Origin of the sequence: Nonomuraea sp. NPDC049655, assembly GCF_044465465.1 — a bacterium.
Lineage (GTDB): Bacteria > Actinomycetota > Actinomycetes > Streptosporangiales > Streptosporangiaceae > Nonomuraea.
In genome coordinates this window covers 98,570-121,745 of sequence record NZ_JBITLS010000020.1, presented here as the reverse complement: position 1 = coordinate 121,745, position 23,176 = coordinate 98,570, and the positions used below count along the sequence as shown (strand labels likewise).

Annotated in this window: 22 protein-coding genes; 15 read left to right on the top strand and 7 right to left on the bottom strand. The window is 74.0% G+C overall.

The window, feature by feature from the left end; all coding sequences use genetic code 11:
• Positions 1-27 precede the first annotated feature (27 nt).
• Positions 28-993: a helix-turn-helix domain-containing protein gene (locus tag ACIBQ6_RS46400; RefSeq protein ID WP_397219064.1), complete on the top strand. Its 966-nt coding sequence runs from the start codon at positions 28-30 to the stop codon at positions 991-993.
• A 43-nt stretch (positions 994-1,036) separates the two neighbouring features.
• On the opposite strand, the gene ACIBQ6_RS46395 is transcribed toward ACIBQ6_RS46400, so the two are convergent.
• Positions 1,037-2,506 (bottom strand): IclR family transcriptional regulator C-terminal domain-containing protein, encoded by a 1,470-nt coding sequence (locus tag ACIBQ6_RS46395; protein WP_358292520.1) that lies wholly within the window; start codon positions 2,504-2,506, stop codon positions 1,037-1,039.
• Positions 2,507-2,647: 141 nt separating this feature from the next.
• Between ACIBQ6_RS46395 and ACIBQ6_RS46390 the strand changes: the two genes are divergently transcribed.
• The 8 genes from ACIBQ6_RS46390 to ACIBQ6_RS46355 are packed head-to-tail and all read left to right on the top strand — an operon-like array spanning position 2,648 to position 10,211.
• Positions 2,648-3,430, top strand: a complete 783-nt coding sequence (locus ACIBQ6_RS46390; protein ID WP_358292523.1) for a CoA transferase subunit A — start codon at positions 2,648-2,650, stop codon at positions 3,428-3,430.
• Positions 3,427-4,056, top strand: a complete 630-nt coding sequence (locus ACIBQ6_RS46385) for a CoA transferase subunit B (protein ID WP_352328076.1) — start codon at positions 3,427-3,429, stop codon at positions 4,054-4,056. Before ACIBQ6_RS46390 ends, ACIBQ6_RS46385 begins: the two co-directional genes overlap by 4 nt.
• The gene (locus ACIBQ6_RS46380) at positions 4,053-5,201 is read left to right on the top strand and encodes a thiolase family protein (RefSeq protein WP_352328075.1); all 1,149 of its coding nucleotides are present in this window, start codon (positions 4,053-4,055) and stop codon (positions 5,199-5,201) included. Before ACIBQ6_RS46385 ends, ACIBQ6_RS46380 begins: the two co-directional genes overlap by 4 nt.
• Before the next feature lie 5 nt (positions 5,202-5,206).
• Positions 5,207-5,959, top strand: a complete 753-nt coding sequence (gene pcaH / locus ACIBQ6_RS46375) for a protocatechuate 3,4-dioxygenase subunit beta (protein ID WP_352328074.1) — start codon at positions 5,207-5,209, stop codon at positions 5,957-5,959.
• Positions 5,956-6,480 carry a protocatechuate 3,4-dioxygenase subunit alpha gene (gene pcaG, locus ACIBQ6_RS46370; RefSeq protein WP_358292527.1) on the top strand — a complete coding sequence of 175 codons (525 nt, stop codon included), beginning with the start codon at positions 5,956-5,958 and terminating at the stop codon, positions 6,478-6,480. Before pcaH ends, pcaG begins: the two co-directional genes overlap by 4 nt.
• Positions 6,467-7,654, top strand: a complete 1,188-nt coding sequence (gene pcaB, locus ACIBQ6_RS46365) for a 3-carboxy-cis,cis-muconate cycloisomerase (protein WP_397219062.1) — start codon at positions 6,467-6,469, stop codon at positions 7,652-7,654. Before pcaG ends, pcaB begins: the two co-directional genes overlap by 14 nt.
• Before the next feature lie 2 nt (positions 7,655-7,656).
• Positions 7,657-8,754: a 4-carboxymuconolactone decarboxylase gene (pcaC, locus tag ACIBQ6_RS46360; protein WP_397219078.1), complete on the top strand. Its 1,098-nt coding sequence runs from the start codon at positions 7,657-7,659 to the stop codon at positions 8,752-8,754.
• Entirely contained in the window at positions 8,751-10,211 is a 1,461-nt protein-coding gene (locus tag ACIBQ6_RS46355) for an aldehyde dehydrogenase family protein (protein ID WP_358292533.1), read from the top strand. Before pcaC ends, ACIBQ6_RS46355 begins: the two co-directional genes overlap by 4 nt.
• Positions 10,212-10,260: 49 nt before the next feature.
• Here ACIBQ6_RS46355 and ACIBQ6_RS46350 read toward each other — a convergent pair whose 3' ends face one another.
• Entirely contained in the window at positions 10,261-13,155 is a 2,895-nt protein-coding gene (locus ACIBQ6_RS46350) for a M36 family metallopeptidase (protein WP_397219061.1), read from the bottom strand.
• Positions 13,156-13,326: 171 nt separating this feature from the next.
• Between ACIBQ6_RS46350 and ACIBQ6_RS46345 the strand changes: the two genes are divergently transcribed.
• Genes ACIBQ6_RS46345 through ACIBQ6_RS46335 form a run of 3 tightly spaced genes read left to right on the top strand, consistent with a single transcriptional unit; the run spans position 13,327 to position 14,918 of the window.
• Positions 13,327-14,073 (top strand): SDR family NAD(P)-dependent oxidoreductase, encoded by a 747-nt coding sequence (locus ACIBQ6_RS46345; RefSeq protein ID WP_397219060.1) that lies wholly within the window; start codon positions 13,327-13,329, stop codon positions 14,071-14,073.
• A 34-nt stretch (positions 14,074-14,107) separates the two neighbouring features.
• The gene (locus tag ACIBQ6_RS46340; RefSeq protein WP_397219058.1) at positions 14,108-14,455 is read left to right on the top strand and encodes an ArsR/SmtB family transcription factor; all 348 of its coding nucleotides are present in this window, start codon (positions 14,108-14,110) and stop codon (positions 14,453-14,455) included.
• Entirely contained in the window at positions 14,448-14,918 is a 471-nt protein-coding gene (locus tag ACIBQ6_RS46335; RefSeq protein WP_397219057.1) for an SRPBCC family protein, read from the top strand. The genes ACIBQ6_RS46340 and ACIBQ6_RS46335 overlap by 8 nt, the downstream gene beginning before the upstream one ends.
• A 4-nt stretch (positions 14,919-14,922) precedes the next feature.
• Here the strand turns inward: ACIBQ6_RS46335 and ACIBQ6_RS46330 are convergent, their stop codons facing one another.
• Both ACIBQ6_RS46330 and ACIBQ6_RS46325 read right to left on the bottom strand, forming a co-directional pair.
• A complete protein-coding gene (locus ACIBQ6_RS46330; protein ID WP_397219056.1) occupies positions 14,923-15,441 on the bottom strand; it encodes a hypothetical protein in 519 nt (172 codons plus the stop codon).
• Between the two features lie 610 nt (positions 15,442-16,051).
• Positions 16,052-16,804, bottom strand: coding sequence for a lytic polysaccharide monooxygenase (locus ACIBQ6_RS46325; protein ID WP_358292553.1), 753 nt, complete (start codon positions 16,802-16,804; stop codon positions 16,052-16,054).
• Between the two features lie 338 nt (positions 16,805-17,142).
• Between ACIBQ6_RS46325 and ACIBQ6_RS46320 the strand changes: the two genes are divergently transcribed.
• From ACIBQ6_RS46320 to ACIBQ6_RS46310, 3 genes are all read left to right on the top strand, one after another.
• Positions 17,143-18,147 carry a TerC/Alx family metal homeostasis membrane protein gene (locus ACIBQ6_RS46320; protein ID WP_397219055.1) on the top strand — a complete coding sequence of 335 codons (1,005 nt, stop codon included), beginning with the start codon at positions 17,143-17,145 and terminating at the stop codon, positions 18,145-18,147.
• A gap of 101 nt (positions 18,148-18,248) precedes the next feature.
• Positions 18,249-18,965 carry a GNAT family N-acyltransferase gene (locus ACIBQ6_RS46315; protein WP_358292558.1) on the top strand — a complete coding sequence of 239 codons (717 nt, stop codon included), beginning with the start codon at positions 18,249-18,251 and terminating at the stop codon, positions 18,963-18,965.
• On the top strand, positions 18,962-19,951 hold the full coding sequence (locus ACIBQ6_RS46310; protein WP_397219054.1) for a lysophospholipid acyltransferase family protein: 990 nt from the start codon (positions 18,962-18,964) through the stop codon (positions 19,949-19,951). The genes ACIBQ6_RS46315 and ACIBQ6_RS46310 overlap by 4 nt, the downstream gene beginning before the upstream one ends.
• Here ACIBQ6_RS46310 and ACIBQ6_RS46305 read toward each other — a convergent pair.
• From ACIBQ6_RS46305 to ACIBQ6_RS46295, 3 genes are read right to left on the bottom strand one after another with little or no spacing between them, the layout of a single operon-like run.
• Positions 19,912-20,796 carry a carbohydrate ABC transporter permease gene (locus ACIBQ6_RS46305; protein ID WP_397219053.1) on the bottom strand — a complete coding sequence of 295 codons (885 nt, stop codon included), beginning with the start codon at positions 20,794-20,796 and terminating at the stop codon, positions 19,912-19,914. The genes ACIBQ6_RS46310 and ACIBQ6_RS46305 overlap by 40 nt on opposite strands.
• A 1-nt stretch (position 20,797) precedes the next feature.
• Positions 20,798-21,721, bottom strand: a complete 924-nt coding sequence (locus ACIBQ6_RS46300; RefSeq protein WP_397219051.1) for a carbohydrate ABC transporter permease — start codon at positions 21,719-21,721, stop codon at positions 20,798-20,800.
• Positions 21,718-23,070 (bottom strand): extracellular solute-binding protein, encoded by a 1,353-nt coding sequence (locus ACIBQ6_RS46295; RefSeq protein WP_397160312.1) that lies wholly within the window; start codon positions 23,068-23,070, stop codon positions 21,718-21,720. The genes ACIBQ6_RS46300 and ACIBQ6_RS46295 overlap by 4 nt, the downstream gene beginning before the upstream one ends.
• Between the last annotated feature and the right edge of the window lie 106 nt (positions 23,071-23,176).

The following is a 23,176-nucleotide window of genomic DNA, read 5'->3' as shown; positions in this document are numbered from 1 at the left end:
ACCGGCACGAACGCGAGGAGGGTCGCCTTGGCCGCCGTCTCCGTGATCTCCCAGGCCACGACCGAGCACGTCGAACCCGCCGAGCGCATCCATTTCTGGGAGGACTACAACCGCAGGGCGCTGGTGGGCCTGTCGTGCACGTCGTACTCCGAGCACGGCCTGCTGGCCAGGCAGACCAACATCGAGCTGGCCGGGCTGCGGCTGGCCGAGATCGCCGGGAACGCCCACGCGATCGAGCGCAGCCCGCAGACCGTCAGGTCCACGCCGAAGGACTCGGTGTTCGCGACCCTGCTGCTCAAGGGCGAGGCGGTGTTCCTGCATGAGAACGGCTGCCTGGCCGCCACGGCGGGCGAGCTGGTCGTCTACGACACGCGCCGGCCGTACCTGTTCGGGTTCTCCTCCTCGATGCGGCAGATCCTGGTGGACGTCCCGCGCGAGCTGTTCGCGCAGGCGTGCGTGGCGGGCGGGCTGCCGGGGCCGATGGTGTTCGGCAGGGCGACGGCGCGGGAGGGCGTGCTCGTGGCCGCGCTGCGCTCGATGATCGGCGGCCTGGCCGCCCTGCGCTCCGCCCCCGACCCGGCCGAGGCCGAGCGGGCCGTGCTCGACCTGCTCAGGCAGCTCGCCGAGGAGCGCACGGGCGGGCGTCCCGGGCCGGACGCCTACCGGTCGCAGCTCATCGTCGCCGAGGACTACATCGACCGGCACCTGCACGACCCCTGCCTGGGGGCGGCGCAGGTGGCCGGGGTCATGGGCATCTCCGTGCGGCACCTGGCGCGCATCTTCGAGTCCACCGGCCGCTCGCCCGCCCGGCACATCGTGGAGCGGCGGCTGGTCCGGGCGCACGCCGAGCTGACCGGGCCGCGCGCGCTGGAGACCACGATCGCCGACGTGGCCCACCGGTGGGGCTTCTCCAGCCAGGCCCACTTCGCCCGCCTCTTCCGCGCCCGGTACGGCCTGACCCCGAGCGAGGCCCGCGCCGAGGCCACCCGGTAGCCGGGAGGCCCGTCAGGGAGCCGGTCGGTGGCCGGGAGGCCCGTCAGGGGAGCCGGCCGGTGTGCGCGAGGTCGGCCTCCATGCGCGCGGCCGTCCGCCTGAGCTCGGGCAGCACGTCGCGCAGCAGGTGGTCGCGGCTGGCCCGGCCGGCGTGCGTGGCCACGTTGACCGCCGCCACCACGCGTCCGTCCGGCCCGCGCACGGGGACGGCGATCGACCGCACGCCCTCCTCCAGCTCCTGGTCCACCAGCGCGTAGCCGTCGGCGGCGGCCTGCCGCACGGCCGCGGCCAGCTCGTCCGGCGAGGTGATCGTGTGCCGGGACAGCGGCTTCGGCTCGATGGCGGCCACCCGCGCGGCGGGCTGCCCGGCCAGCAGCACCCGGCCCATGGACGTGGCGTACGCCGGGAAGCGGGTGCCGACCGTGATGTCCACGCTCATGATGCTGACCGTGGGCACCCGGGCCACGTAGAGCACGTCGTCGCCGGACAGCACCGCGACCGACGCCGACTCGCGGACGCGCGCCACCAGGTCGGCCAGGTGCGGCTGGACCACCTCGCCGAACGTACGCCCCGACAGGTGGGCGTAGCCCAGTTCGAGCACCTTGGGCAGCAGCACGTGGCGGTCGCCCACGGCGGCGGCGTAGCCGAGGCCCTGCAGGCTCTGCACCGCGCGCCGGACGGTGGCCCGGGGCAGGCCGGTCACCCTGGCGGACTCCGCCAGCGTGCAGCCGCCGCGCGCCGACCCGAGCGAGACCAGCACGGCCAGGCCGCGGGCGAGCGACTGCAGATAGCCCATGCCCAGCTCCTCCTTGACGGCCCGCGAACCGTCCAGCCCGGCGGGCGCGCGGCGCGGCTCCCGGGGGCGGGCGGCCTGGGCCGCCAGGACGGCCTCCATGTCCGCCACCGTCGCGCGCAGGCGGGGCAGGGCGTGCTCGCGCAACCCCGCCACCGTGTGCCTGCTGGTGTGGCTGACCACGCTGACCGCGCAGACCGCCGTGCCGCCGGGGTCGCGGACGGGCAGCGCGACCGCGATCAGCCCCGGCTCGATGAGCTGGTCGTCCTCGGCCCACGGCGCGGCGGGGTCGAGCAGGGCCAGCCCGGCCGCGCACCGCCCGGCGGGCAGCAGGTCGCCCACCCGGAAGGCCACCGACATCGTCCGCCGCCGGGTGAACTGGCCGACGAAGCGCACGCCGTCGCCGTCGGGCACGGCCAGCGAGACCGACTCCTCCAGCTCGGCGGCCAGCCGCTCGGCCAGGGGCGACAGGCTCTCCTGGAGGCCGTCGCAGGCCAGGTAGGCCGCGCCCAGCTCCATCAGCGGCGGCGCGAGCAGCACGTCGCGGCCCTCGGCCCGCAGGTGGCCGAGGTGCACGAGCGTGGCCAGCACGCGGTCGACCGTGGACCTGGCCAGCCCGGTGGCGCGGACGAGGTCGGTCGCGCGCATGGGCCGCCCGGGGTCGGCGGCCAGCACGCGCAGCACGGCCAGGCCGCGCTCCAGGGTCCCGGCCGGTTCCATCGGCGACTCCTCGTCCAGGTGGGGGCTTTGACAGGAACGCCCCGGTTACAGATACTCGAACTCATAATAGTGAACTAAAGTTCGCAGAGCGAACACCCTCGGGCGGGCACTCGGCGGACATCCTCGGCTGAACGGAGCGTCGTGCGGAGAGACAAGGTGGTCGCGACGGCCGCGGAGGCGCTGGCCGGAGTGCGGGACGGCGCGTCGTTCGCGGTCGGCGGCTTCGGGCTCAGCGGCATCCCCAACGTGCTGATCCAGGCCCTCTACGACACCGGCGTGACCGGCATCGGCGTCGTGTCCAACAACTGCGGCGTCGACGGCGGCGGCCTCGGCATCCTGCTGGCCGCCGGGCGCATCGCCCGCGTGACCGCCTCCTACATCGGCGACAACAAGGAGTTCGCCCGGCAGTACCTCGGCGGTGACCTGGAGGTCGAGCTGACCCCGCAGGGCAGCCTGGCCGAGCGGCTGCGGGCCGGCGGCAGCGGCATCCCCGCCTTCTACACCCCGGCCGGGGTCGGCACCCCCGTCGCCGACGGCGGCCTGCCGCTGCGCCACCACCCCGACGGCACCGTCGCCGTCGCCTCGCCGCCGAAGGAGGTGCGCGAGTTCGACGGCCGGGAGTACGTCCTGGAGCACGGCATCCGCACCGACTTCGCGCTGGTCCGGGCGGCCAGGGGCGACCGGTCCGGCAACCTGGTCTTCCACCGCGCCGCCAGGAACTTCAACCCGCTGGCCGCCATGGCCGGGCGCGTCACCGTCGCCGAGGTCGAGGAGCTGGCCGAGCACATCGACCCCGACGAGGTCCACCTGCCCGGCGTGTTCGTGCAACGCGTGCTCCCGCTCACCCCCGAGCAGGCCGCCGACAAGGGCATCGAGAGGCGTACGATTGCCCCGCCTCCGGCAGGAGGGACAGTCACCGAATGAGCTGGACCCGTGACCAGATGGTCGCGCGGGCGGCGGCCGAGCTGCGCGACGGCGACTACGTCAACCTCGGCATCGGCCTGCCCACCCGCATCCCGTCGTTCCTGCCGCCGGGCGTCGACGTGGTCCTCCACTCCGAGAACGGCATCCTCGGCGTCGGCCCCTACCCCGCGCCCGCCGACGTCGACCCCGACCTGATCAACGCGGGCAAGGAGACGGTCACCGTGCTCCCCGGCGCGTCGTTCTTCGACTCCTCGCTGTCGTTCGGCATGATCCGAGGGGGCCACATCGACGTGGCCGTGCTCGGCGCGATGCAGGTCTCGGCCCGCGGCGACCTGGCCAACTGGATGGTCCCCGGCAAGCTGGTCAAGGGCATGGGCGGGGCCATGGACCTGGTGCACGGCGCGCGCAAGGTCATCGTGATCATGGAACACAACGCCAAGGACGGCTCACCCAAGATCGTCGAGGAGTGCTCGCTGCCCCTGACGGGCCGGCGATGCGTGCACCGGATCATCACCGACCTCGGCGTCCTCGACGTCACCGAGCAGGGGCTGGCCCTGGTCGAGAGCGCGCCGGGCGTGGGCCTGGACGAGCTGCGCAACCGTACCGACGCGGAGGTCACCGCATGAAGGACGTCTACATCGTCGACGCCGTCCGCACGCCGTTCGGCCGCCACGGCGGCGCGCTGGCCAAGGTGCGCCCCGACGACCTGGCCGCGCACGTCGTCGCGGCGCTGGTCGAGCGGACCGGCCAGGAGAGCGCCGACGAGGTGGTCCTGGGCAACGCCAACGGCGCGGGCGAGGAGAACCGCAACGTCGCCCGCATGGCCGCGCTGCTGGCCGGGCTGCCGGTCACCACGCCCGGCGCCACCGTCAACCGGCTGTGCGGCTCCGGCATGGAGGCGATCATCCAGGCGTACCGGGCGATCGCGGTCGGCGACGCCTCGGCGGTGATCGCGGGCGGCGTGGAGTCGATGACCCGCGCGCCCTGGGTGCTGCCCAAGCCCGACCGCGCCTTCCCGGCGGGCGGCGGGGAACTGGTCTCCACGACGCTCGGCTGGCGGCTGGTCAACCCGAGGATGCCCGCCGAGCACACGGTCGCGCTCGGCGAGGGCGCCGAGCTGATCGCCGACAAGCACGGCATCACCCGCGAGGAGCAGGACGCGTACGCGCTGGGCAGCCACCGGAAGGCGGCCAAGGCGGCCCTCGACCGCGAGATCGTCCCGATCGCCGGCCTGACCAGGGACGAGGGCATCCGCGACGACACCTCGGCCGAGGCGCTGGCCCGGCTCAAGCCGGTGTTCAGGAGGGACGGCGGCACGGTCACGGCCGGCAACTCCTCCCCGCTGAACGACGGCGCGGCGGCGCTGCTGCTGACCGACGAGGAGGGGCTGCGCGGCCGCGAGCCGCTGGCCCGCCTCACCGCGAGCGCCGCGAGCGCGCTGGAGCCGCGCTACTTCGGGCTCGGCCCGGTCGAGGCCGTGCGCAAGGCGCTGGCCAAGGCCGGCAAGGGCTTCGGCGACCTGTCCACCGTCGAGCTGAACGAGGCGTTCGCCGCGCAGGTGCTGGGCTGCCTGGCCGAGCTGCCCGAGCTCGACCCCGCCCTGGTCAACCCCGACGGCGGCGCGATCGCGATCGGCCACCCGCTCGGCGCCTCCGGGGCCCGCGTCACCGGCGCCGTGGCCCACCGGCTGGCCGCGGCCGGCTCGGGCGTCGGGCTCGCCTCCCTCTGCATCGGCGTCGGCCAGGGGCTGGCCGTCGTACTCGAAAGGTAGCGTCCATGTCCGAACCCCTCACGCAGGCCGACATCGACCGCGAGATCGCCGCGCTGAGCGAGTCCCGCGGCGAGCGGCCCGCCGACCACCCCGCGCGCGACTACGCCCCCTACCGCAGCACCCTGCTGCGCCACCCCAAGCAGCCGCTGGTCGCGCTGAAGGACCCGGAGGCGAGCGAGCTGTCCGGCCCGGTGTTCGGCGTCACGGACGTGACCGCCCTCGACTCCGACCTGACCCGGCAGCACCTCGGCGAGCCGCTGGGCGAGCGGATCACCGTGACCGGCCGGGTGCTCGACCGCCAGGGCCGGCCCGTACGCGGTCAGCTCGTGGAGATCTGGCAGGCCAACTCCGCCGGCCGCTACCTGCACCAGCGCGACGACCACCCCGCGCCGCTCGACCCCAACTTCTCCGGCGTCGGCCGCTGCCTGACCGACGACGACGGCCGCTACCACTTCACCACGATCAAGCCCGGCCCCTACCCCTGGCGCAACCACCTCAACGCCTGGCGGCCCGCGCACATCCACTTCTCGCTGTTCGGCACGGCCTTCGCCCAGCGGCTGGTGACCCAGATGTACTTCCCCGGCGACCCGCTGTTCCCCTACGACCCGATCCTGCAGTCGGTCACCGACGACGGCGCCCGCCAGCGACTGGTCTCCACCTACGCGCACGACCTGTCCAAGCCCGAGTGGTCGCTCGGCTACCGGTGGGACATCGTGCTCGACGGGCCCGCCGCGACCTGGATGGAGGAAGGCCGATGAACCCCACCCCCTCGCAGACGGTCGGCCCGTTCTACGGCTACGCGCTGCCCTTCCCCGGCGGCGGCGACCTGGCCACCGGCGGCATCACCGTGCACGGCCGCGTCTACGACGGCGCCGGCGACCCGATCCCCGACGCGCTGCTGGAGTTCTGGCAGGCCGACCCCACGGGCGACCTGTCGGGCGCGCCCGGCTCGCTGCGCCGCGACCCGGTCAACGGCGCGGTCATCGGCCGGCACGGCGTCGACTTCACCGGGTTCGGCCGCGTCCCCACCGACGCCGACGGCCACTGGACCCTGCGCACGGTCGAGCCGGGCAACGGGTACATCAGCGTGTGCGTGTTCGCCCGCGGCCTGCTCCACCACCTGTTCACCCGCATCTACCTGCGACCCGACGCCTTCCTCGACTCGCTGCCGCCCGACCGGGCGCGCACGCTGGTCGCGGTCGAGGAGCGGGAGGGCGTCCACCGCTTCGACATCCATCTTCAGGGCGAGAAGGAGACGGTCTTCCTTGACTTCGGCTGACCCCGGCGGCGGGAACCCGGGCGCGTCCTCCGCGGGCGCCCTGGGCGACTTCGGGCTGCTCGCGCCCATGCGCGGCGGGGTCGAGGCGACCGGCGACGTGGCGGTCCTGCAGGCCATGCTCGACGCGGAGGCCGCGCTCACCCGGGTGCTGGCCGCGCTCGGGCGCGCGCCGCGGGAGGCGGCCGACGCCGTGACCGCCGCGGCCCGCGCCGAGCTGTTCGACCCGGCCGGCCTGGCCGCGCGGGCCCGTTCGGGCGGCAATCCGGTCATCCCGCTGGTGGACGACCTGCGCGCCGCCGCCGGGCCGTACGCGGAGCACGTGCACGCGGGCGCGACCAGCCAGGACATCCTCGACACCGCGCTCATGCTGGTCGCCCACCGGGCGCTCGGGCCGGTCCTGGACGACCTCGACCGGGTGGCCGCCGGGCTGGCCACGCTGGCGTGGGACCATCGCGACACCGTCATGGCCGCCCGCACGCTCACCCAGCAGGCCGTGCCCACCACGTTCGGGCTCAAGGCGGCGGGCTGGCGGAAGCTGGCCCTCGACGCCCGCGACCGCCTCCGAGTCGTCCGCGAAGCGCTTCCCGCCCAGCTCGGCGGCCCCGCCGGCACCCTCGACCGGTTCACCGCCCCTGACCCGGACGACGGAGGCGCAGGGGCGCTGGAGGTGGCCGGCCGGTTCGCCGCCGAGCTGGGGCTGGCCGCGCCCGCGCTGCCCTGGCACGTGCTGCGCACCCCCGTCGCCGACCTGGCCGGGGCGCTGGCGTTCACCGCGGGCGCGCTGGGCAAGCCGGCCGCCGACGTGCTGGTGATGTCGCGGACCGAGATCGGCGAGGTGTCCGAGGGCGTCGGCGGCGGTTCGTCGTCGATGCCGCACAAGCACAACCCCGTGCGGGCCACGATGATCGCCGCGGCGGCCCGCCAGGTGCCCGCCCTGGCCGCCGTCCTGTACGCCTCGCTCGCCGCCGAGGACGAGCGCCCGCCCGGCGCCTGGCACGCCGAATGGCAGCCGCTGCGCGAGGCGCTGCGCCTGGTCGCCGGCGCCGCCCGCGACGCCGCGGAACTGGTCGCCGGCCTGCGGGTCGATCCCGGGCGCATGCGCGCCGCCATGACCGTCGCCGGACCGCCCGGCGCCGCCGCCGCCCTGGTCAAGCGGGCGCTGGAGGAGAAGTGACGTTGTTGCAGCACCGGGTGGACGGCCCGGAACACGCCGAGCCGATCGTCCTCGGCCCGTCGGTCGGCACCTCGACCCGGGTGTGGGAGCCGCAGGTCGCCGCGCTGGCCCGCAGGTTCCGCGTGGTCCGCTTCGACCTGCCGGGACACGGCGGCTCCCCGTCGTCCGGCGTGTCCACGATCGACGGCCTGGCCGGGCTCGTCCTGGACCTGGCCGACGACCTGGGCCTGGACGCCTTCCACTACGCCGGCATCTCCATCGGCGGCGCGATCGGCGCCACCCTGGCCCTGCGCCACCCCGGACGCCTGCTGTCCCTGGCGATGATCTGCTCCTCGGCCCGCTTCGGCGAGCCGGACGGCTGGCGCGAGCGGGCCGCGCTGGTCCGTGAGCACGGCACCGCGCCGCTGCTGGAGCCCACGGCCAAGCGCTGGTTCGCCGGGCCGGGCGACCCGGCGCTGCTCGACGACCTCGCCGCCGCCGACCCCGCCGGCTACGCCGCCTGCTGCGACGCCTTGGCCGGCTACGACCTGCGCGCCGAGCTGCCCGGCATCGCCGTCCCGACGCTGGTCCTGGGCGGCCGCGACGACCCGGCCACGCCGCCCGCGCACGCCAGGGAGCTGGCCGACGGCATCCCCGGCGCGACGCTCGTGGAGGTGCCGGGAGCGGCCCACCTGGCCGGCGTCGACCAGCCCGAACGGGTCACCGCCGCGCTGCTCGCCCACCTGCCCGCCGCCCCCGGCATGCGGGTGCGCCGCGAAGTGCTCGGGGACGCCCACGTCGACCGGGCCGTCGCCCGCACCACCGCCTTCACCAGGGACTTCCAGGACCTCATCACGCGCTACGCCTGGGGGGAGATCTGGACCAGGCCCGGCCTCGACCGGCGCACCAGGAGCTGCGTCACCCTCACCGCGCTGGTCGCGCACGGGCACCTCGACGAGCTGGCCATGCACGTCCGCGCCGCCGTGCGCAACGGGCTGACGGCCGACGAGATCGGCGAGGTGCTGCTGCAGAGCGCGATCTACTGCGGGGTGCCGGCCGCCAACGCGGCGTTCGCCGTCGCCCAGCGCGTCCTTACCGAGATATCAGGGGAGTCCGCATGACCATCACCCGTGACCTGCTGATCGGCGGCAAGAACGTCCCCGCCCAGAGCGGCCGTACGACGCCCGACCTGGCCCCCTACACCGGCGAGGTGTACGCGACCGTGGCCGCCGCGGGCGTCGAGGACGTCACCTCGGCCGTGGACGCGGCGCAGGCCGCCTTCGACGGCTGGGCCGCCACCAGCCCGTTCGCCCGCCGGGCGATCTTCCTCAAGGCCGCCGACCTGCTCCAGGAGCGCGGCGAGCAGGCCGTGGCGCTGATGGCCGCCGAGGTCGGCGGCACCCGCCCGTGGGCGCTGTTCAACGTCGGGCTGGCCGCGAACATGCTGCGCGAGGCCGCCGCCGCGATCACCGCGCCGCGCGGCGAGGTGCTCACCGCGCAGGAGGAGGGCGTGCTCGGCCTGGCCGTGCGCGAGCCGCTCGGCGTGGTGGCCGCCTTCTCGCCGTGGAACGCGCCGATCATCCTCGGCGTGCGCTCGGTGGCCGCCGCCCTGGCCGCGGGCAACACCGTCGTCATGAAGCCCAGCGAGGACGCCCCCATCGCGTGCGGCCTGTTCGTCGCCGACCTGCTGCACGAGGCCGGGCTGCCCGCGGGCGTGCTCAACGTGGTCACCAACGACCCGGCCGACGCCGCCGTGGTCGCCGAGGCGCTCATCGCCGACCCCCGCGTCCGCGCGGTCAACTTCACCGGCTCCACCGAGGTCGGCCGGATCGTCGGCACCCACGCCGCCCGCCACCTCAAGCCCGCCCTGCTGGAGCTGGGCGGCAAGAACGCCATCATCGTCCTGGACGACGCCGACCTCGGCCACGCCGTCGACGCCGCCGCGTTCGGCGTCTACATGAACGCGGGCCAGATCTGCATGTCGGGCGACCGCGTGCTGGTGCACGAGTCGCTGGCCGAGGAGTTCGGCCGCCGGTTCGCCGACAAGGTGCGCGCGCTGCCCGCCGGCGACCCGTCCCGGCCGGAGACCGTGATCGGGCCGCTGGTCAGCGCGGACGCCGCCCGCCGGGTGGCCGGGCTGGTCGCCGACGCGGTCGCCGAGGGCGCGACGGTGCTGGCCGGTGGCGGCGAGCCCGACGGCGCGGTGCACCCGGCGACGGTGCTGGCCGATGTGCCCAAACATGCCCGTCTGTACTACGGCGAGGCGTTCGGCCCGGTGTGCGTGGTCGGCACCTTCGCCACCGACGACGAGGCCGTGGCCCTGGCCAACGACACCGAGCACGGCCTGACCGCCGGGATCATCACCGAGAACGGCACCCACGGCCTGCGCGTGGCCCGCCGCCTGCGGACCGGCATCGTGCACGTCAACGACCAGTCCGTGGGCGACGAGCCGCAGGCGCCGTTCGGCGGGGCCGGCTCCTCCGGCTACGGCCGGTTCGGCGGCCGGTGGGGCCTGGAGGCGTTCAGCAACACCCGCTGGATCACCCTGGCGACCGAACAGGCCCACTACCCGTTCTGACCACCCGGCCCACCCCTGGGAGGGGCGGGCCGGGCGGCCCGCCGGCGGGTCAGTGGGCGTACGCCTGGAACTCCGCCGCCCGCACCTGCTCGCGCGCCGGGCTCGCCGTGGCGCAGTCGGTCGCGGAGCCGGGGTCGGCGTCCTGCTCGCCCGCGTAGCGCGGGTTGCCGGTGCACTGGCTGCTGACCACCCGCAGCATCAGGTGGGTGGCGCTGGTCGGCGGCACCCGGAAGGAGCGCACCAGCAGGTCCGCGCCGCGCGGCCGGGGCAGCGTGGCGTCGAAGGCGTCCGCCGGGCTGGTGTAGACCTTCCTGAAGCTCGCCGGGTCGGCGCAGTTCGCGGCGCAGGCCAGCACCTCGAACGCGCGCAGCGCCGAGAACCTGTTCTGCCCGCCCGGATCGGCGGCGTCCCCGACGTCGGGCCGGAGCATCGCGCTCACCTGGACCCTGCGCACCGTGACCGGACGGTCGCCCGCCAGGTCCACGGTGACCGACCGGCCGGCCGGCGCGCCGGTGCGCGAGGCCCAGTTCGTGGCCTCGGTGTCGTCGATCAGCCGGGCCTGGTTGACGCCGTCGCCGGCGGCCGTCGCGCCCGCCGCGGCCGAGGCGAGGTTGCGCGGCAGCGGCAGCGGCAGCGGCAGCCTGGCCCCGGCCACCACCGGGAACGTCAGCCGCGCGTGCCCGAACCCGGCGCCCGCCACCACGAACCGGTACGTGCCCGGCGTCATCTCGACGGTGTCGCCCAGCGGCGTGGCCGGATCGGTGTCGGCGACCGGCACCGCGCGGCCCTCGTAGTCGCCCACGTAGAGCCGCAGGGCCGCGTCCCTGGCCTCGCCGAGCGGCTTGAGCTGGAGCGAGCCGTTGCGGCCCGCCGGGTCGACGAAGCTCGGCGTCGGGTCGGGGTCGTTCGGTCCGTTGCTGGCCGCGCCCTTGCCCAGGCCGTGCTCGGCGAACGCCCGCCACAGGATGTCCTGGTTCGCGCCGTCGAAGCGGATGGCGTCGGCGGCCAGGATCGCGTCCCGGTGGTCGACGTAGCTGACCGCGCCGGAGGCCATCAGCAGCAGGGCGTCGTACGAGAGCTGCGCCCACCGCCGGTTGCCCGGACACCGGTCCACCGCCACCTTGCCGTCGGCGCAGTCGCGCTGCCGGGCCGGCGTGCCCTTGCCGTACCGCTTGACGAACGCCTCGCGGACGTCGAACTGGGTGGCGGTCCAGATCTCGCCGTCGGCGTGCACCTGCGTGCCGACCAGGTCGTAGGCGAGGTCGCTGTAGTTCAGCGGCGACCTGGACATGTCGTAGTTGCGGATGCCGCGCGTCCGGTCGCCCGTGACGTACGGGCCGATCACGTACGGGGTCGCGCCGGAGGAGCGGAAGCCGTACTCGTCCAGGTACTCCATGGCGAACAGGTCGGAGGTGCTCTCGTTCATGGCGCCCGCCTGCGCGCCGCTCCAGCCGGCGTTCGGGCCGGCGATCATGCGGCCGGAGATGGCGTGGCTGTACTCGTGGCCGATGACCGACATGTCGTAGTCGCCGTCCACGCAGGGGGAGTAGAACGAGCCGGCGATCGGCTGCCACAGGTACATGTTGGTGATCGGGGCGAGGCCGTCGGGGCCGGTGATCTGGTTGGCGTTGTCGCGTACCGACGCCACGCGCGCCCCGGCCTGGGCGTTGCCCAGCTCGGGGTCGTTGCCGAGCCCGCCGCGGTCGCCGTTGTCCACCTGCATGTTCCAGGCGGACTCGGTGAAGCCGAGCCGGTAGGACCAGTCGTGCATGCGGTTGTGCATGGCGTTGAGGTTGGCGATGGCGGCCTCCAGGTCCGCCTCGCCCGGCTGGTCGAACGTCGCCGGGTCGCACTTGGCCCGGTGCCAGGTGTTGCGCCACGGATAGACGTAGTCGCGGTTGGGGGAGGGGGCGTTCGCGCGGGTGCCGACGGTGAAGGGGTCGCCGTTCGCGCGGTTCTCGTACGTCCGGGCGGCGTTGCCCGCGCTGGTGTGGGTCGGCGTGCCGGTGGCGTGGTCCACGTCCCAGGCGCGGCCGGTCGCCGGGTCGCCGCCGGTGGCGAGGTCGCAGCCGGGCCCGGCCGCCAGGCACCAGGTCCGCCGGGTGTCGGTGGCGGAGTAGTCGCCGGGCGGGCTGGCCGGGAAGGCCGCCCAGCGCGGGTTCTCCGGGTCGAAGTGGTCGACCAGGTTCTCGCGGGTGAGGATGCCGCCGGTGACCGCGTCCACGTGGGTGGTGTACGCCGCCGCCTCGCCCTTCCCGCCGCCGATCAGGACCACCTGGTACGCGCTGTGCACGCCGTCGGGCGCGGGCACGGCCACCTTCGTGACCTGCTTCGTCGTCGCCGTGGCCAGGTCCACGCCGCCGTCGCGGGCCGCGATCTCCAGGGCCCGCGCCTCGCTGATCGCGGCGGCCGGGGGCGCGGCCTGCCCGCGGGCGAGCGAGGAGGTCACGTGGCGCACCTTCCCCCGTACGACGCCGACCGCGACGAGCCCGTCCACCCCCGCCGGCAGCCCGCCGAACCGCTGGCGCAGGAGCACGGCGTGACCGGCGCCGAGGGGGTTGACCGCGACCTTCTCCAGCCCGGCGACCTCCTCCGCCGACAGCCCGAACAGCGGCTCGTTGGCGGTCAGGTAGGCGCGGGCGGCCCGTTCCGGATCCTCGCCCAGGCCCTCGGCGAGCGGTGCGGCGCCGGTGACGACGGCGGGGGTGCCGAGGGCGTTCCAGCGGATCTCCGCGCCGGCGGCCCGCGCGCCGAGCCCGGCGGGCGGCGGGACGCGGCCCTGCCGGTTGTCCAGGTCCGGCCTGCCGTGCTGCTCGGCCTGGAAGTCGTGGACGATCGGCGCCTGCCCGCCGGGTTCGCCCCGCGCGGCGCCGGTCAGGGGCAGGGCAGAGGCGGTGACCGCGAGGGCGATCACGGCGCTGCGTAACCAGGGTCTGGTGGACACGGTTCCTCCTGGGCACGGAAGACGGGCGGTTGACGCCCGTCCCGCCAGAGGTAACACCGCCCCGGAGTCCTGACAAGATCGGATGAAGCCTCCAGGACTGTCCAGTTCTTGACACCGTCGCGCATTCAACCTATAGGTTGATAAACCAACTGGTTGAACAAGGAGGAAGAGATGCTTCTCCGAGAAAAGGTCGCGGTGGTCTACGGCGGCGGCGGCTCGATCGGCGGCGCGGTGGCCCGCGCCTTCGCCCGCGAGGGCGCCCGCGTCTTCCTGGCCGGCCGTACCCGGGCCCCGCTCGACAAGGTCGCCGACGACATCCGCGCGGCCGGCGGCACAGCGGAGACCGCCCTCGTCGACGCGCTGGACGAGCAGGCCGTCGACGCGTTCACCGGCTCGGTGGCCGCCCGCGAGGGCCGCATCGACGTCTCGTTCAACGCCGTCTCCGTCCAGGACGTGCAGCGCCCGCTGGCCGAGATCTCCGTCGAGGACTTCCTGCGGCCGATCCAGGTCGCCGCGCGCACCCAGTTCCTCACCATCAGGGCCGCCGTGCGGCACATGGCCGGTTCGGGGGTCGTCCTGCTGTTCGGCGGCGGCGGCCCGCAGACGCAGCCGGGGCTGGGCGGGTTCAAGGTGTCGCTGGACACCATGGAGGGCATCCGCCGCCAGTGGGCGTGCGAGGCCGGGGCGCAGGGCGTGCGCGTGGTCACCCTGATCACCGGCGGCGTGCCGGAGAGCATCCCCGACTCGTTCCCGGGCAAGGCCGCGCTGGAGGCGGAGCTGCGCGAGCCCACCCTGCTCGGCCGGCTCGCCACCCTTGCCGACGTGGGCGAGGTGGCGGCGTTCGTCGCCTCCGACCGGGCCCGGACCATGACGTCGGCGACCGTGAACGTCTCCTGCGGCGCGATCGTGGACCATTAGGGTCGGCACCGCCCAGGAAGGAACGTACGCACCGATGCCCGACGACCAGCTCAGCCTCACCTTCGCCGCCCTGGCCGACCCCACCCGGCGGGCCATCCTCGCCCGGCTGGCCGACGGCGAGGCGACGGTCAACGAGCTGGCCGAGCCCTTCGAGATGAGCCTGCAGGCCGTGTCCAAGCACCTGAAGGTGCTGGAGCGGGCCGGGCTGATCAGCCGCGGACGCGACGCCCAGTGGCGGCCGTGCCGCCTGGAGACGGCGCCGCTGGAGGGCGCCTCCGCGTGGATCGACCGCTACCGCGAACGCTGGACCGGCAGCTTCGACCGGCTCGACCAGGAGATCAGGAAGCTCCGGCGCAGCGAGGAAGGACGTGACCATGGCTGAGACCGAATTCGTCATCGAACCCGGCCGCCAGGACATCATCATGATCCGGACCTTCGACGCCCCCAGGGACGTCGTCTTCCGGGTCGTGACCGACCCGGCGCTCATCCCGCGCTGGTGGGGCCCCCACTGGCTGGACACCCGGGTGGACGCCATGGAGGTCGCGCCGGGCGGCCGGTGGCGCTTCGTCAACACCGACGCCGGCGGCCGGGAGTACGCCTTCGGCGGCGTCTACCACGCGGTCGTGCCGCCGGAGCGGTACGTGCGCACGTGGGAGTTCGAGGGCACGCCCGGCGAGGTGGCCCTGGAGACCGTCCGGCTGGAGGAGGCCGGCGGCCGTACCCGGTACGTGGCCCGGTCGGTGCACCCGTCCGTCGAGGCGCGCGACGCCATCGTCCGCGCCGACGGCCCCAAGGGCGGCGCCCAGTCCATGGACCGGCTGGCCGAGCTGCTGGGAGCGCGCTGACGTCTTACTGCGGGCAGGCCAGCCGGCAGCCGCCGAAGCGGGCTTCGTCCGGCTCGGGGAAGCGCGACGCCGGCGTCCCGCGCAGCGCCCCGGCCATCGAGGCCCGCCAGATGGGGCCGGGGACGGTGGCGCCGTCCATGGTGTCGTAGCGGCGGCCGCCGACGGTCAGGCCGGTGAGCGTGGGCCGGCCGAGGCCGCCGGTCCGCAGCAGGCCGGTCACCGCGTCGGCGACGGCCGCGTCCAGAACCTGCTCGCACCGGGGGGCGAGGGCGTGCAGCACCTTGCCGGAGCCCTCGCGGACCTCCTTGACCGCCCTCGGCGCGCAGCGCAGGCCGTGGGCGGCCAGGGTGGCGTAGGTGGCGGCGACGGTGACGGTGTCCGCCTCGTTGATGCCGAGCGTGAAGGTCTCGTACTCCCGCAGCGGTGTCCCGTCGCGGCGGGCGAGGCCGAGCCGCTGCGCCGTGCGCACGGTCTGGCAGAGGCCGACCCGCTCCTCCAGCCGCAGGAAGAAGGGGTTCGGCACGGCGCGGGCGGCCGAACGCAGGGTGGTGAACGCGCCGCCGTCCTCGCCGCCGGGGCCGATGACCGTGTGGGTGGGGTCGCCGACGTTCTCGCCCTTGCAGTTGGTGAAGGAGTTGTAGCCGGTGGCCTGGAAGGAGCGGGCGCGGGGGAAGCCGTCGTCGTAACGGAAGCCGCCCGACAGCGCCGCCGCGAGCGACGGCCCGTTGCGCCGCCTGCTGCGCCCGCGGGTCGAGCGCGGTGGCCACGACCAGGCCGCCGCGGGTGAGCAGCCGCGGATCGATCGCGGTCAGCTCGTCGTGCACCCGGCGGCAGAAGGCCGGGTGGCGGCTGGCCGCGCAGTCGGGGGCGAGCTTCTCGACGACCTGGCCGCCGCCGTCGGTGATCACGCTGTCGCGCACCACCAGCGGGGCGACGGCCAATCGCTGCCTGGCCGGCGCCGGGCCGGCCGTCGCGGACAGCACCAGGACGGCGCCCCAGACGGCCGCCGCCACCCCGGCGACGACGCCGAGGGCGAGGAGAAGTCGCTTCATCGGCGTCCTTCCGGAAGGGAGGTGCGGCCGGCCCGTCCATCATGGCCGACCGCACCGCCCCCGTGCACCGGAGCTAGACGATCACACCCGTTGCCACAGGGCGGGCACGTTCGGCGGCTCCCAGCCGGGCAGCGCCGTGTGCGGCTGGAGGCAGCGGTAGGTGACGTTGTTGTAGACCACCTGGTCACCCGACTTGTACGCGGTGCCCGCCGTCCAGTTGCCGGCCGGGCCCTGGGTCGGGGTCACCGTGGGGGTCACCGTGGGGGTGGGGGTGGGCGTGGGGGTCGGCGTCGGGGTGGCGGTGGGGGTCGGCGTCGGGCCGCCGGGGCCCACCTGGAGGTCGACGCAGTTGTAGAAGGCGTTCTCCGTGTCGGCGATGTTCCAGATGGCCAGCAGCTTGATGCGCCCGGTCCGGCCGCCCAGGCTCACCGTGTGCGTCACTGTCGCGCCCGGTTCCCTGCCGTGGTCGTTGAACGAGGCGATCCGGGTGCCGCCGACGTAGTAGTCCCACGTGCTGGTGGCGTGCCGGGCCTCGATGAGCCACTTGAAGTTGACCGTGTCGCCGACGGACGCGGCGGGCCAGGCCTTGCTGTCGTCGTCCAGCGGGGCCCACCGGGCGTCGCCGCCGCTGCAGTTGCGCAGGCCCTTCGGGCCCTCGACGCTCTGCGGCTCCCAGATGATCTGGCCGCAGTTCTTGACCTTGCCGGCCGCGCAGTTGGCCTGGCGGCTGGGCGGGTCGGAGATGTAACCGTGCGCCGAGGCCGGCGGGGAGAGGGCGACGACGGTGGCGACGGAGACCGCCGCCATGGCTAAGAAGGTCCATACTCTGCGCATGTCACCGTTCCTTCATGCTGGGGGATAGTCCCAAATATAAAGGAAAGTTTCCTAACGGTAAATGGCGCAGTCAGCGCTTTTCCGCCCCGCAGTCAGGCTCTCGTCGCCTTCCGCCGGTAGCGAGAGCCCTGCGCCTGATGTCGGGCAGCGCACAGATGGGCTGGCCAACAGGTGGTGACATGTCGTGACTTCGCCTAGGCTGAGGGTGCCGAGGGGAGTACTTCGCAAGCGCCGGCCCGGTCAGTACGGACGTCCCAGACGTCCCCGGGCGGCCGCCCGCGCGATCGGCGCACGGGCGAAGGAGACCTCGAACGATGACGCGCGTTCGAGGAGGACCCATGCCCCCGGGCACATTGCAGGCTGCCCCCGCCCTGACCACCATCGCCACGCCCACCCTCTGGCTGGTCGCGATCGCCGGGCTCGTGCTGCTGCTGGCGCTGGATCTTCTCTTGACCAGGCGCCCGCACGAGGTCCGCATGCGCGAGGCGGCCGGCTGGTCGGTGTTCTATCTGGTGCTGCCGGTGATCTTCGGCTTCTACCTGTGGGCGGACCACGGCGGCGGCGTCGCCGTGGAGTTCTTCACCGGGTTCGTGGTGGAGAAGTCGTTGTCGGTGGACAACCTGTTCGTGTTCATGCTGCTGCTGGCCGCCTTCGCCGTCCCGCCCGCGCTGGCCCGGCAGGTCCTGCTGTACGGGATCGTCGGGGCGCTCGTCCTGCGCGGCGTCTTCATCTGGCTCGGCGCCGCCGCCCTGCAGAGCGGCACGTGGGCGTTCCTGCTGTTCGGCGCGATCCTCATCGTCACCGCCGGGAAGATCCTCAAGGACGTGCTCGGCGGCCACGAGCAGCAGGTGGACATCTCCTCCATGCGCAGCGTCCGGCTGGTGCGCCGGTTCGTGCCGGTCACCGACGACTACCGCGGCTCCCGGCTGGCCGTGCGCGAGGGCGGCCGGCTGGCCCTGACGCCGCTGGCCCTGGCCGCCGTCGCCGTCCTGGGCACGGACATCGTCTTCGCCGTGGACTCCGTGCCGGCCGTGTACGGCGTGACCGAGGACCCGTTCCTGGTCTTCGCCACCAACGCCTTCGCGCTGATGGGCCTGCGGGCGCTGTACTTCGTGCTGCAGGGCGTCCTGGCCAAGCTGCGCCACCTCAACCACGGGCTGAGCGTCATCCTGGCCTTCATCGGGGTGAAGCTCATGCTGCACTGGGCGCACGGCGTGTGGGACTGGATGCCGCAGATCCCGACGCTCGCCTCGCTCGGCGTGATCGTCGCCGTCCTGACCACGGTCACTCTGACCAGCCTGTACGCCAACCGCCGCGACCGCGAGAAGGCGGCCGCGAGCTAGTTCACCGCTCCGACGCCTGGGTGCCCCCGACGCGAGAGCCGGCCGTCATGTCGGCATGACGACATGGTCGCGAGACGCTTTCAGGGAAGGACTCCGCGCCCATGACGATCTCTCTTGACACGAGCCGGTACACGGTCGGCATGGCCACGAGCCCCGCCGACCTCCAGGCGGCCCAGCGGCTGCGGTACGAGGTCTTCGCCGAGGAGATGGGGGCGCGGCTCGACAGCCCGGTCTCCGGCCTCGACGTGGACCGGTTCGACGCCTACTGCGACCACCTCCTGGTGCGGGAGGGGCGGCGGGTGGTGGGGACGTACCGGCTGCTGCCGCCGGGGCGGTCCGACCGGCTCTACTCCGACGGCGAGTTCGACCTGCGCGCCCTCGCCCCCATCCGCAACAACCTGGTCGAAGCGGGACGTACCACCGTGCACCCGGACCACCGGGACGGCGCGGTGGTCGCGCTGATGTGGGCCGGGATCGCCCGGTACATGGTGAACGGCGGCCACCAGTGGCTGGCGGGCTGCTGCTCGGTGCCGCTCGACGACGGCGGCGCGCTGGCGGCCGGGGTGGCCGGACGGGTGCCGCTCGGCCCCGAGGAGCACCGGGTCACGCCGCACGTGCCCTGGGCGGCCGACGGCGCGCCGCGCTCCGACCGGTTCGTGCCGCCCGCGCTGCTCCGCGGCTACCTGCGGCTGGGCGCGTGGGTGTGCGGGCCGCCCGCGCACGACCGGGACTTCGGCACGGCCGACTTCTTCGTGCTGCTCTCGATGGCCCAGGCGAACACCCGCTACCTGCGTCACTTCCTGGGCGGGACGCCGTGACCGGCCCCTGGCTGCGTACGGGCCCGTGCACGCCGGACATGTGCGTGGGGGCGGCGGTCGTCGGCGCGGGGGCGGTGCGCCGGGCGCTGCGGCTGCTCGCGGCGGCCCTGGTGGTGCTGGCCGGGGTGCCGGTGGCGCTGGCGTTCCGCCACGCCCGCCCGGACGTGCGGGCGCGCGTCACCGGAAGGTGGGCCCGGCTCCTGCTGCGCGCCCTGGGCATCCACCTGGACCTCGTCGCCGAGGATCCGGCGGAGGCGCCCCGGCCGCCGACCATGGCCGGGGCCGGACCCGGGGCCGGACCCGGGGCCGGACCCGGGGCCGGGGGCGAGTGCGGGGTCGGGGCCGCCGGTTCGGGGGGAGGTGGGGAGGCCGGGGTGCTGGTCGTGGCGAATCATGTGTCGTGGCTGGACCCGCTGGTCGTCGCGGCCACGGTGCCCGCGCGCCCGCTGGCCAAGCGGGAGATCGCCGCCTGGCCGGTCGTCCGCACGCTGGCCGCGGGCTCGGGCGCGCTGTTCATCGACAGGGAACGCCTGTCCGCGCTGCCGTCGGCGGTCGCCGCCGTGGCCGGGGCGCTGCGGGCGGGCGACACCGTCGTGGCCTTCCCCGAGGGCACCACGTGGTGCGGGCTCGGCATGGGCGACTTCCGGCCGGCGGTGTTCCAGGCGGCGATCGACGCGGGCGCCGCCGTACGGCCCGCCACGCTGCGCTACCGCGAGGACGGCCGGCCCTCGACCCGCGCCTGCTACGTGGGCGAGGACTCGCTGCTCGCCTCGGTGCTCCGGGTGGCCGCGACCCGGCGGCTGGCCGTCGAGGTGCGCCTGCTGGCCCCTCTGCGCGCCGCGCCGCCGGCCGGCCGCCGGCGGGCGCGGGCCGCCCTGGCCAGGGACGCCGAGGCCCTGGTACGCGCCGCGATGGACGGCCCTCCCACGCGGGGGAGGACCGCCGCTCACTTGCCGAAGCCCGCGGTCAGCCCGCTGAGCAGCTGACGGCGGCCCACCACGTAGAGGATCAGGATGGGCAGCGTGGTCAGGACGACCGAGGCGAGCACGGCGGGCACGTTCACGCTGTACTGGCCCTGGAACGTCCACAACGCCAGCGGCAGCGTGCGCTTGTCCGGGCTCTGGGTCAGGATCAGCGGCAGCAGGAAGCCGTTCCAGATCGTCAGCGCGTTGTAGATCGTCACCGTCACCACGGCCGGACGGGTCAGCGGGAAGGTCAGCCGCCAGAGCATGCCCCAGTCGGTGGCGCCGTCCAGCCGCATCGACTCGAACAGCTCCTTGGGCACGTCCCTGATGAAGTTGGACAGCACCAGCACCGACAGCGGGATCGCGAACGCGATGGAGGGCAGGATCATGCCCAGCAGCGAGTCGTACAGGTGCAGCCGGATGATGATCAGATAGATCGGGATGATCGTGGCCTGGAGCGGGATCGCCAGCCCCATCAGGAACAGCGAGTTCACCCCGCGCAGGAACCGCCCGCCGCCGCGCACGATCGCGTACGCCGCCATGAACGACACCCCGACGGCCGGGATCACCGCGCCGAGGGTGACGAGGAGGCTGTTGAGGAAGTACAGCGCGAAGTCCGACTCCAGCACCAGCCGGTAGGCCCCCAGCGTCGGCTCCGCCGGCGGCGCGAGCGGGTTGGAGGCGTAGTAGGAGCTCTGCTCCTTGAAGCTGGTGATGACGATCCAGTAGATCGGCACCACCACGATCGCCAGCCAGATCCACCCGGCGACCCCGGCCACCCAGTTGCGGCGGGCGGCGGCCGGACCGCCCGCCCGCCGGGACGCCCCGGCGGCCCGCCGCGCCGGCTTCGTCAGCGTCGTCGCCATGTCAGGCCCCTTCCAGCTGGCTCGCCGAGGCGTCGCGGCCGCCCAGGCGGCGCAGCAGCAGCGCCAGCGCCAGGCCCACGAGGACGAGGATGACCGCGATCGCGCTGGCCGGGCCCATCAGGTTGGCCTGGAACCCCCGCTTGTACATGTCCAGGGCGAGCACCCGGGTGGCGTCGCCGGGTCCGCCCGCGGTCAGCACGAAGATCAGGTCGAAGAACGTCAGCGACCCGACCACCATCAGCGTCGAGGACGTGATGATCGTGTACTTGAGCTGCGGCAGCGTGATGCTGAAGAACGTGCGCACCCGGCCCGCGCCGTCGAGCTGGGCGGCCTCGTACATCGAGCGCGGGATCTGCCGCACGCCGCCCTGGTAGATCAGCGAGTGGAACGGGATGAACTGCCACGACACCACGAAGATCACCACGCTGAAGGCGAGGACGGGCTCGCCCAGCCAGTCCTGGGCCAGCAGGTCGAGGCCGAGCCCGGCGCCGAGCCCGAAGTTCGGGTCGAGCAGCGCCTTGTAGGTGATGGCGATGGCGGCCGAGCTGAGCAGCAGCGGGATGAAGTAGAACACCGACAGCACGGCCCGGTAGCGCTGCTGACCGGCCAGGAACACCCCGAGCAGGATGCTGGCCGGCGTCTGCACCGCCCAGGACGCGGCCATCACCAGGAACGTCACCCACAACGCGTGCGGCAGCCCGGGGTCGGCGAGCACGGCCTGCCAGCTCGACAGGCCGGCGAAGCCGATGTCGCCCAGCCCGTCCCAGGAGGTGAAGCTGAGGACGAGGACCCCGATCAGCGGGATCACGCCGAAGGCGACGAAGAGCAGCAACGCCGGGACGGCCAGCCAGGCGAGGGAGCCGCGACCCCCTCGCCCGGCCGCCGCCGGCGCCCGCCGCCCGGCGGGGATCGGGATCACGCTCACTTGCCGATGACCGCGTTCATGTTCGTCTGGAACTGCTGCGGCGAGATGGACAGCTGGAACAGCTTGGCGATGTTGTCCAGCAGCACCTCGGCGGCGGTCGGGCTGAGCGCCTGGTCCCACGACTGGGCGAAGGTCTTGGCGTTGCTGGCGATGCCGTAGACGAACTTCAGGAACTCGGCGTCGGGGGAGGAGGCGAAGGCCGCGTCGGCGCCCTTGACGATCGGCACGGCCCCCGTGTCCGCCCACTCCTTGACCTCGGTCTGGTCGAGCACGCCGCTGGTGAAGAACTTCTTGGCGATCTCCTTCTGCTCGGGGGTGGCCTTGGCGGAGATCGACAGGTACTGGCCCGGGTTGCCGACGGTGTTGCTCGGGTCGCCCTTGCCGCCGTCCACGGGCGGGAAGTTCATGTAGCCGAGGTGGCCGCCGGGGACGAAGTCGCCGCCGTCGTTCTTCATGCCGCCGTACGTCCAGCCGCCGTGCAGCATCATCGCGGCCTTGCCGGTGTAGAGCAGCGCCTGGTCGGCGTTGGAGTCGGCGGTGATGGAGGAGAAGCCCTTGATGAAGCCGTTCGCCTTGATCAGGTCCTGCATCTTGGTCAGGGCGTCGAGGGCGGCGGGGTGGGACCAGGCGTCCTTCTGGCCCTCGAACACCGCCTGGAACACCTCGGGGCCGCCGATCCGGTCGAACAGGAACTCCAGCCACATCATGTTGGTCCAGCGCGACTGGCCGCCGAGCGAGAACGGCGCGATGCCCTTGGCGTTGATCTTGGGCACGATGTCCATGATCTCGCCCCAGGTCGTCGGCGGCTGCACGCCGACCTTCTCCAGGACCTCCTTGTTGTAGTACAGGACGATCGGCTGCACGGTCTCGCACGGCATCGCGTAGATCTTGCCGTCCACGGTGGCCGCGCCGAAGGAGGAGGGGAACAGCCGGTCCTTGACGGCGGCGTTCTCGGAGAACCAGGACGTGAGGTCTTCCACCTGGCCGGCCTGCACGTAGCTGCGCAGCGTGCCGCCGCCCCAGCCCCAGATCAGCGTGGGGGCCTGGCCGGCGCCGATGGCCGTCTTGATCTTGGTCTTGTAGGCGTCGTTCTGGAACGCCGTGCCCTCGATCTGGGTGTTGGGGTTGGCCTTGTTGAAGCGCTCGATCGCCCGGCGGCGCACGCCTTCCTGCGGCTCGACCGACAGGTACCAGTAGGTGGCCTTGGCGCCGCCGCCGCCACCGCCGGTCGGACCGCCGCCACCGGCGCGGGTGGGGCCCGACGTGCCGCAGGCGGCGAGCGCGGCTCCCAGGGGCAGCCCCATCGAGAGGCTGAGGAAGGTGCGGCGAGAGGTTGTCCTGGTCTCCACGCTGATCTCCGTACTCGAATGCCGTGGCCTGGCCGCGGCTCGGTTGTCCTTGGGACGCGTTGGCCGGCGGTCGGATCGGCAAACCCCCCAATGCCGCTCGTCCGCT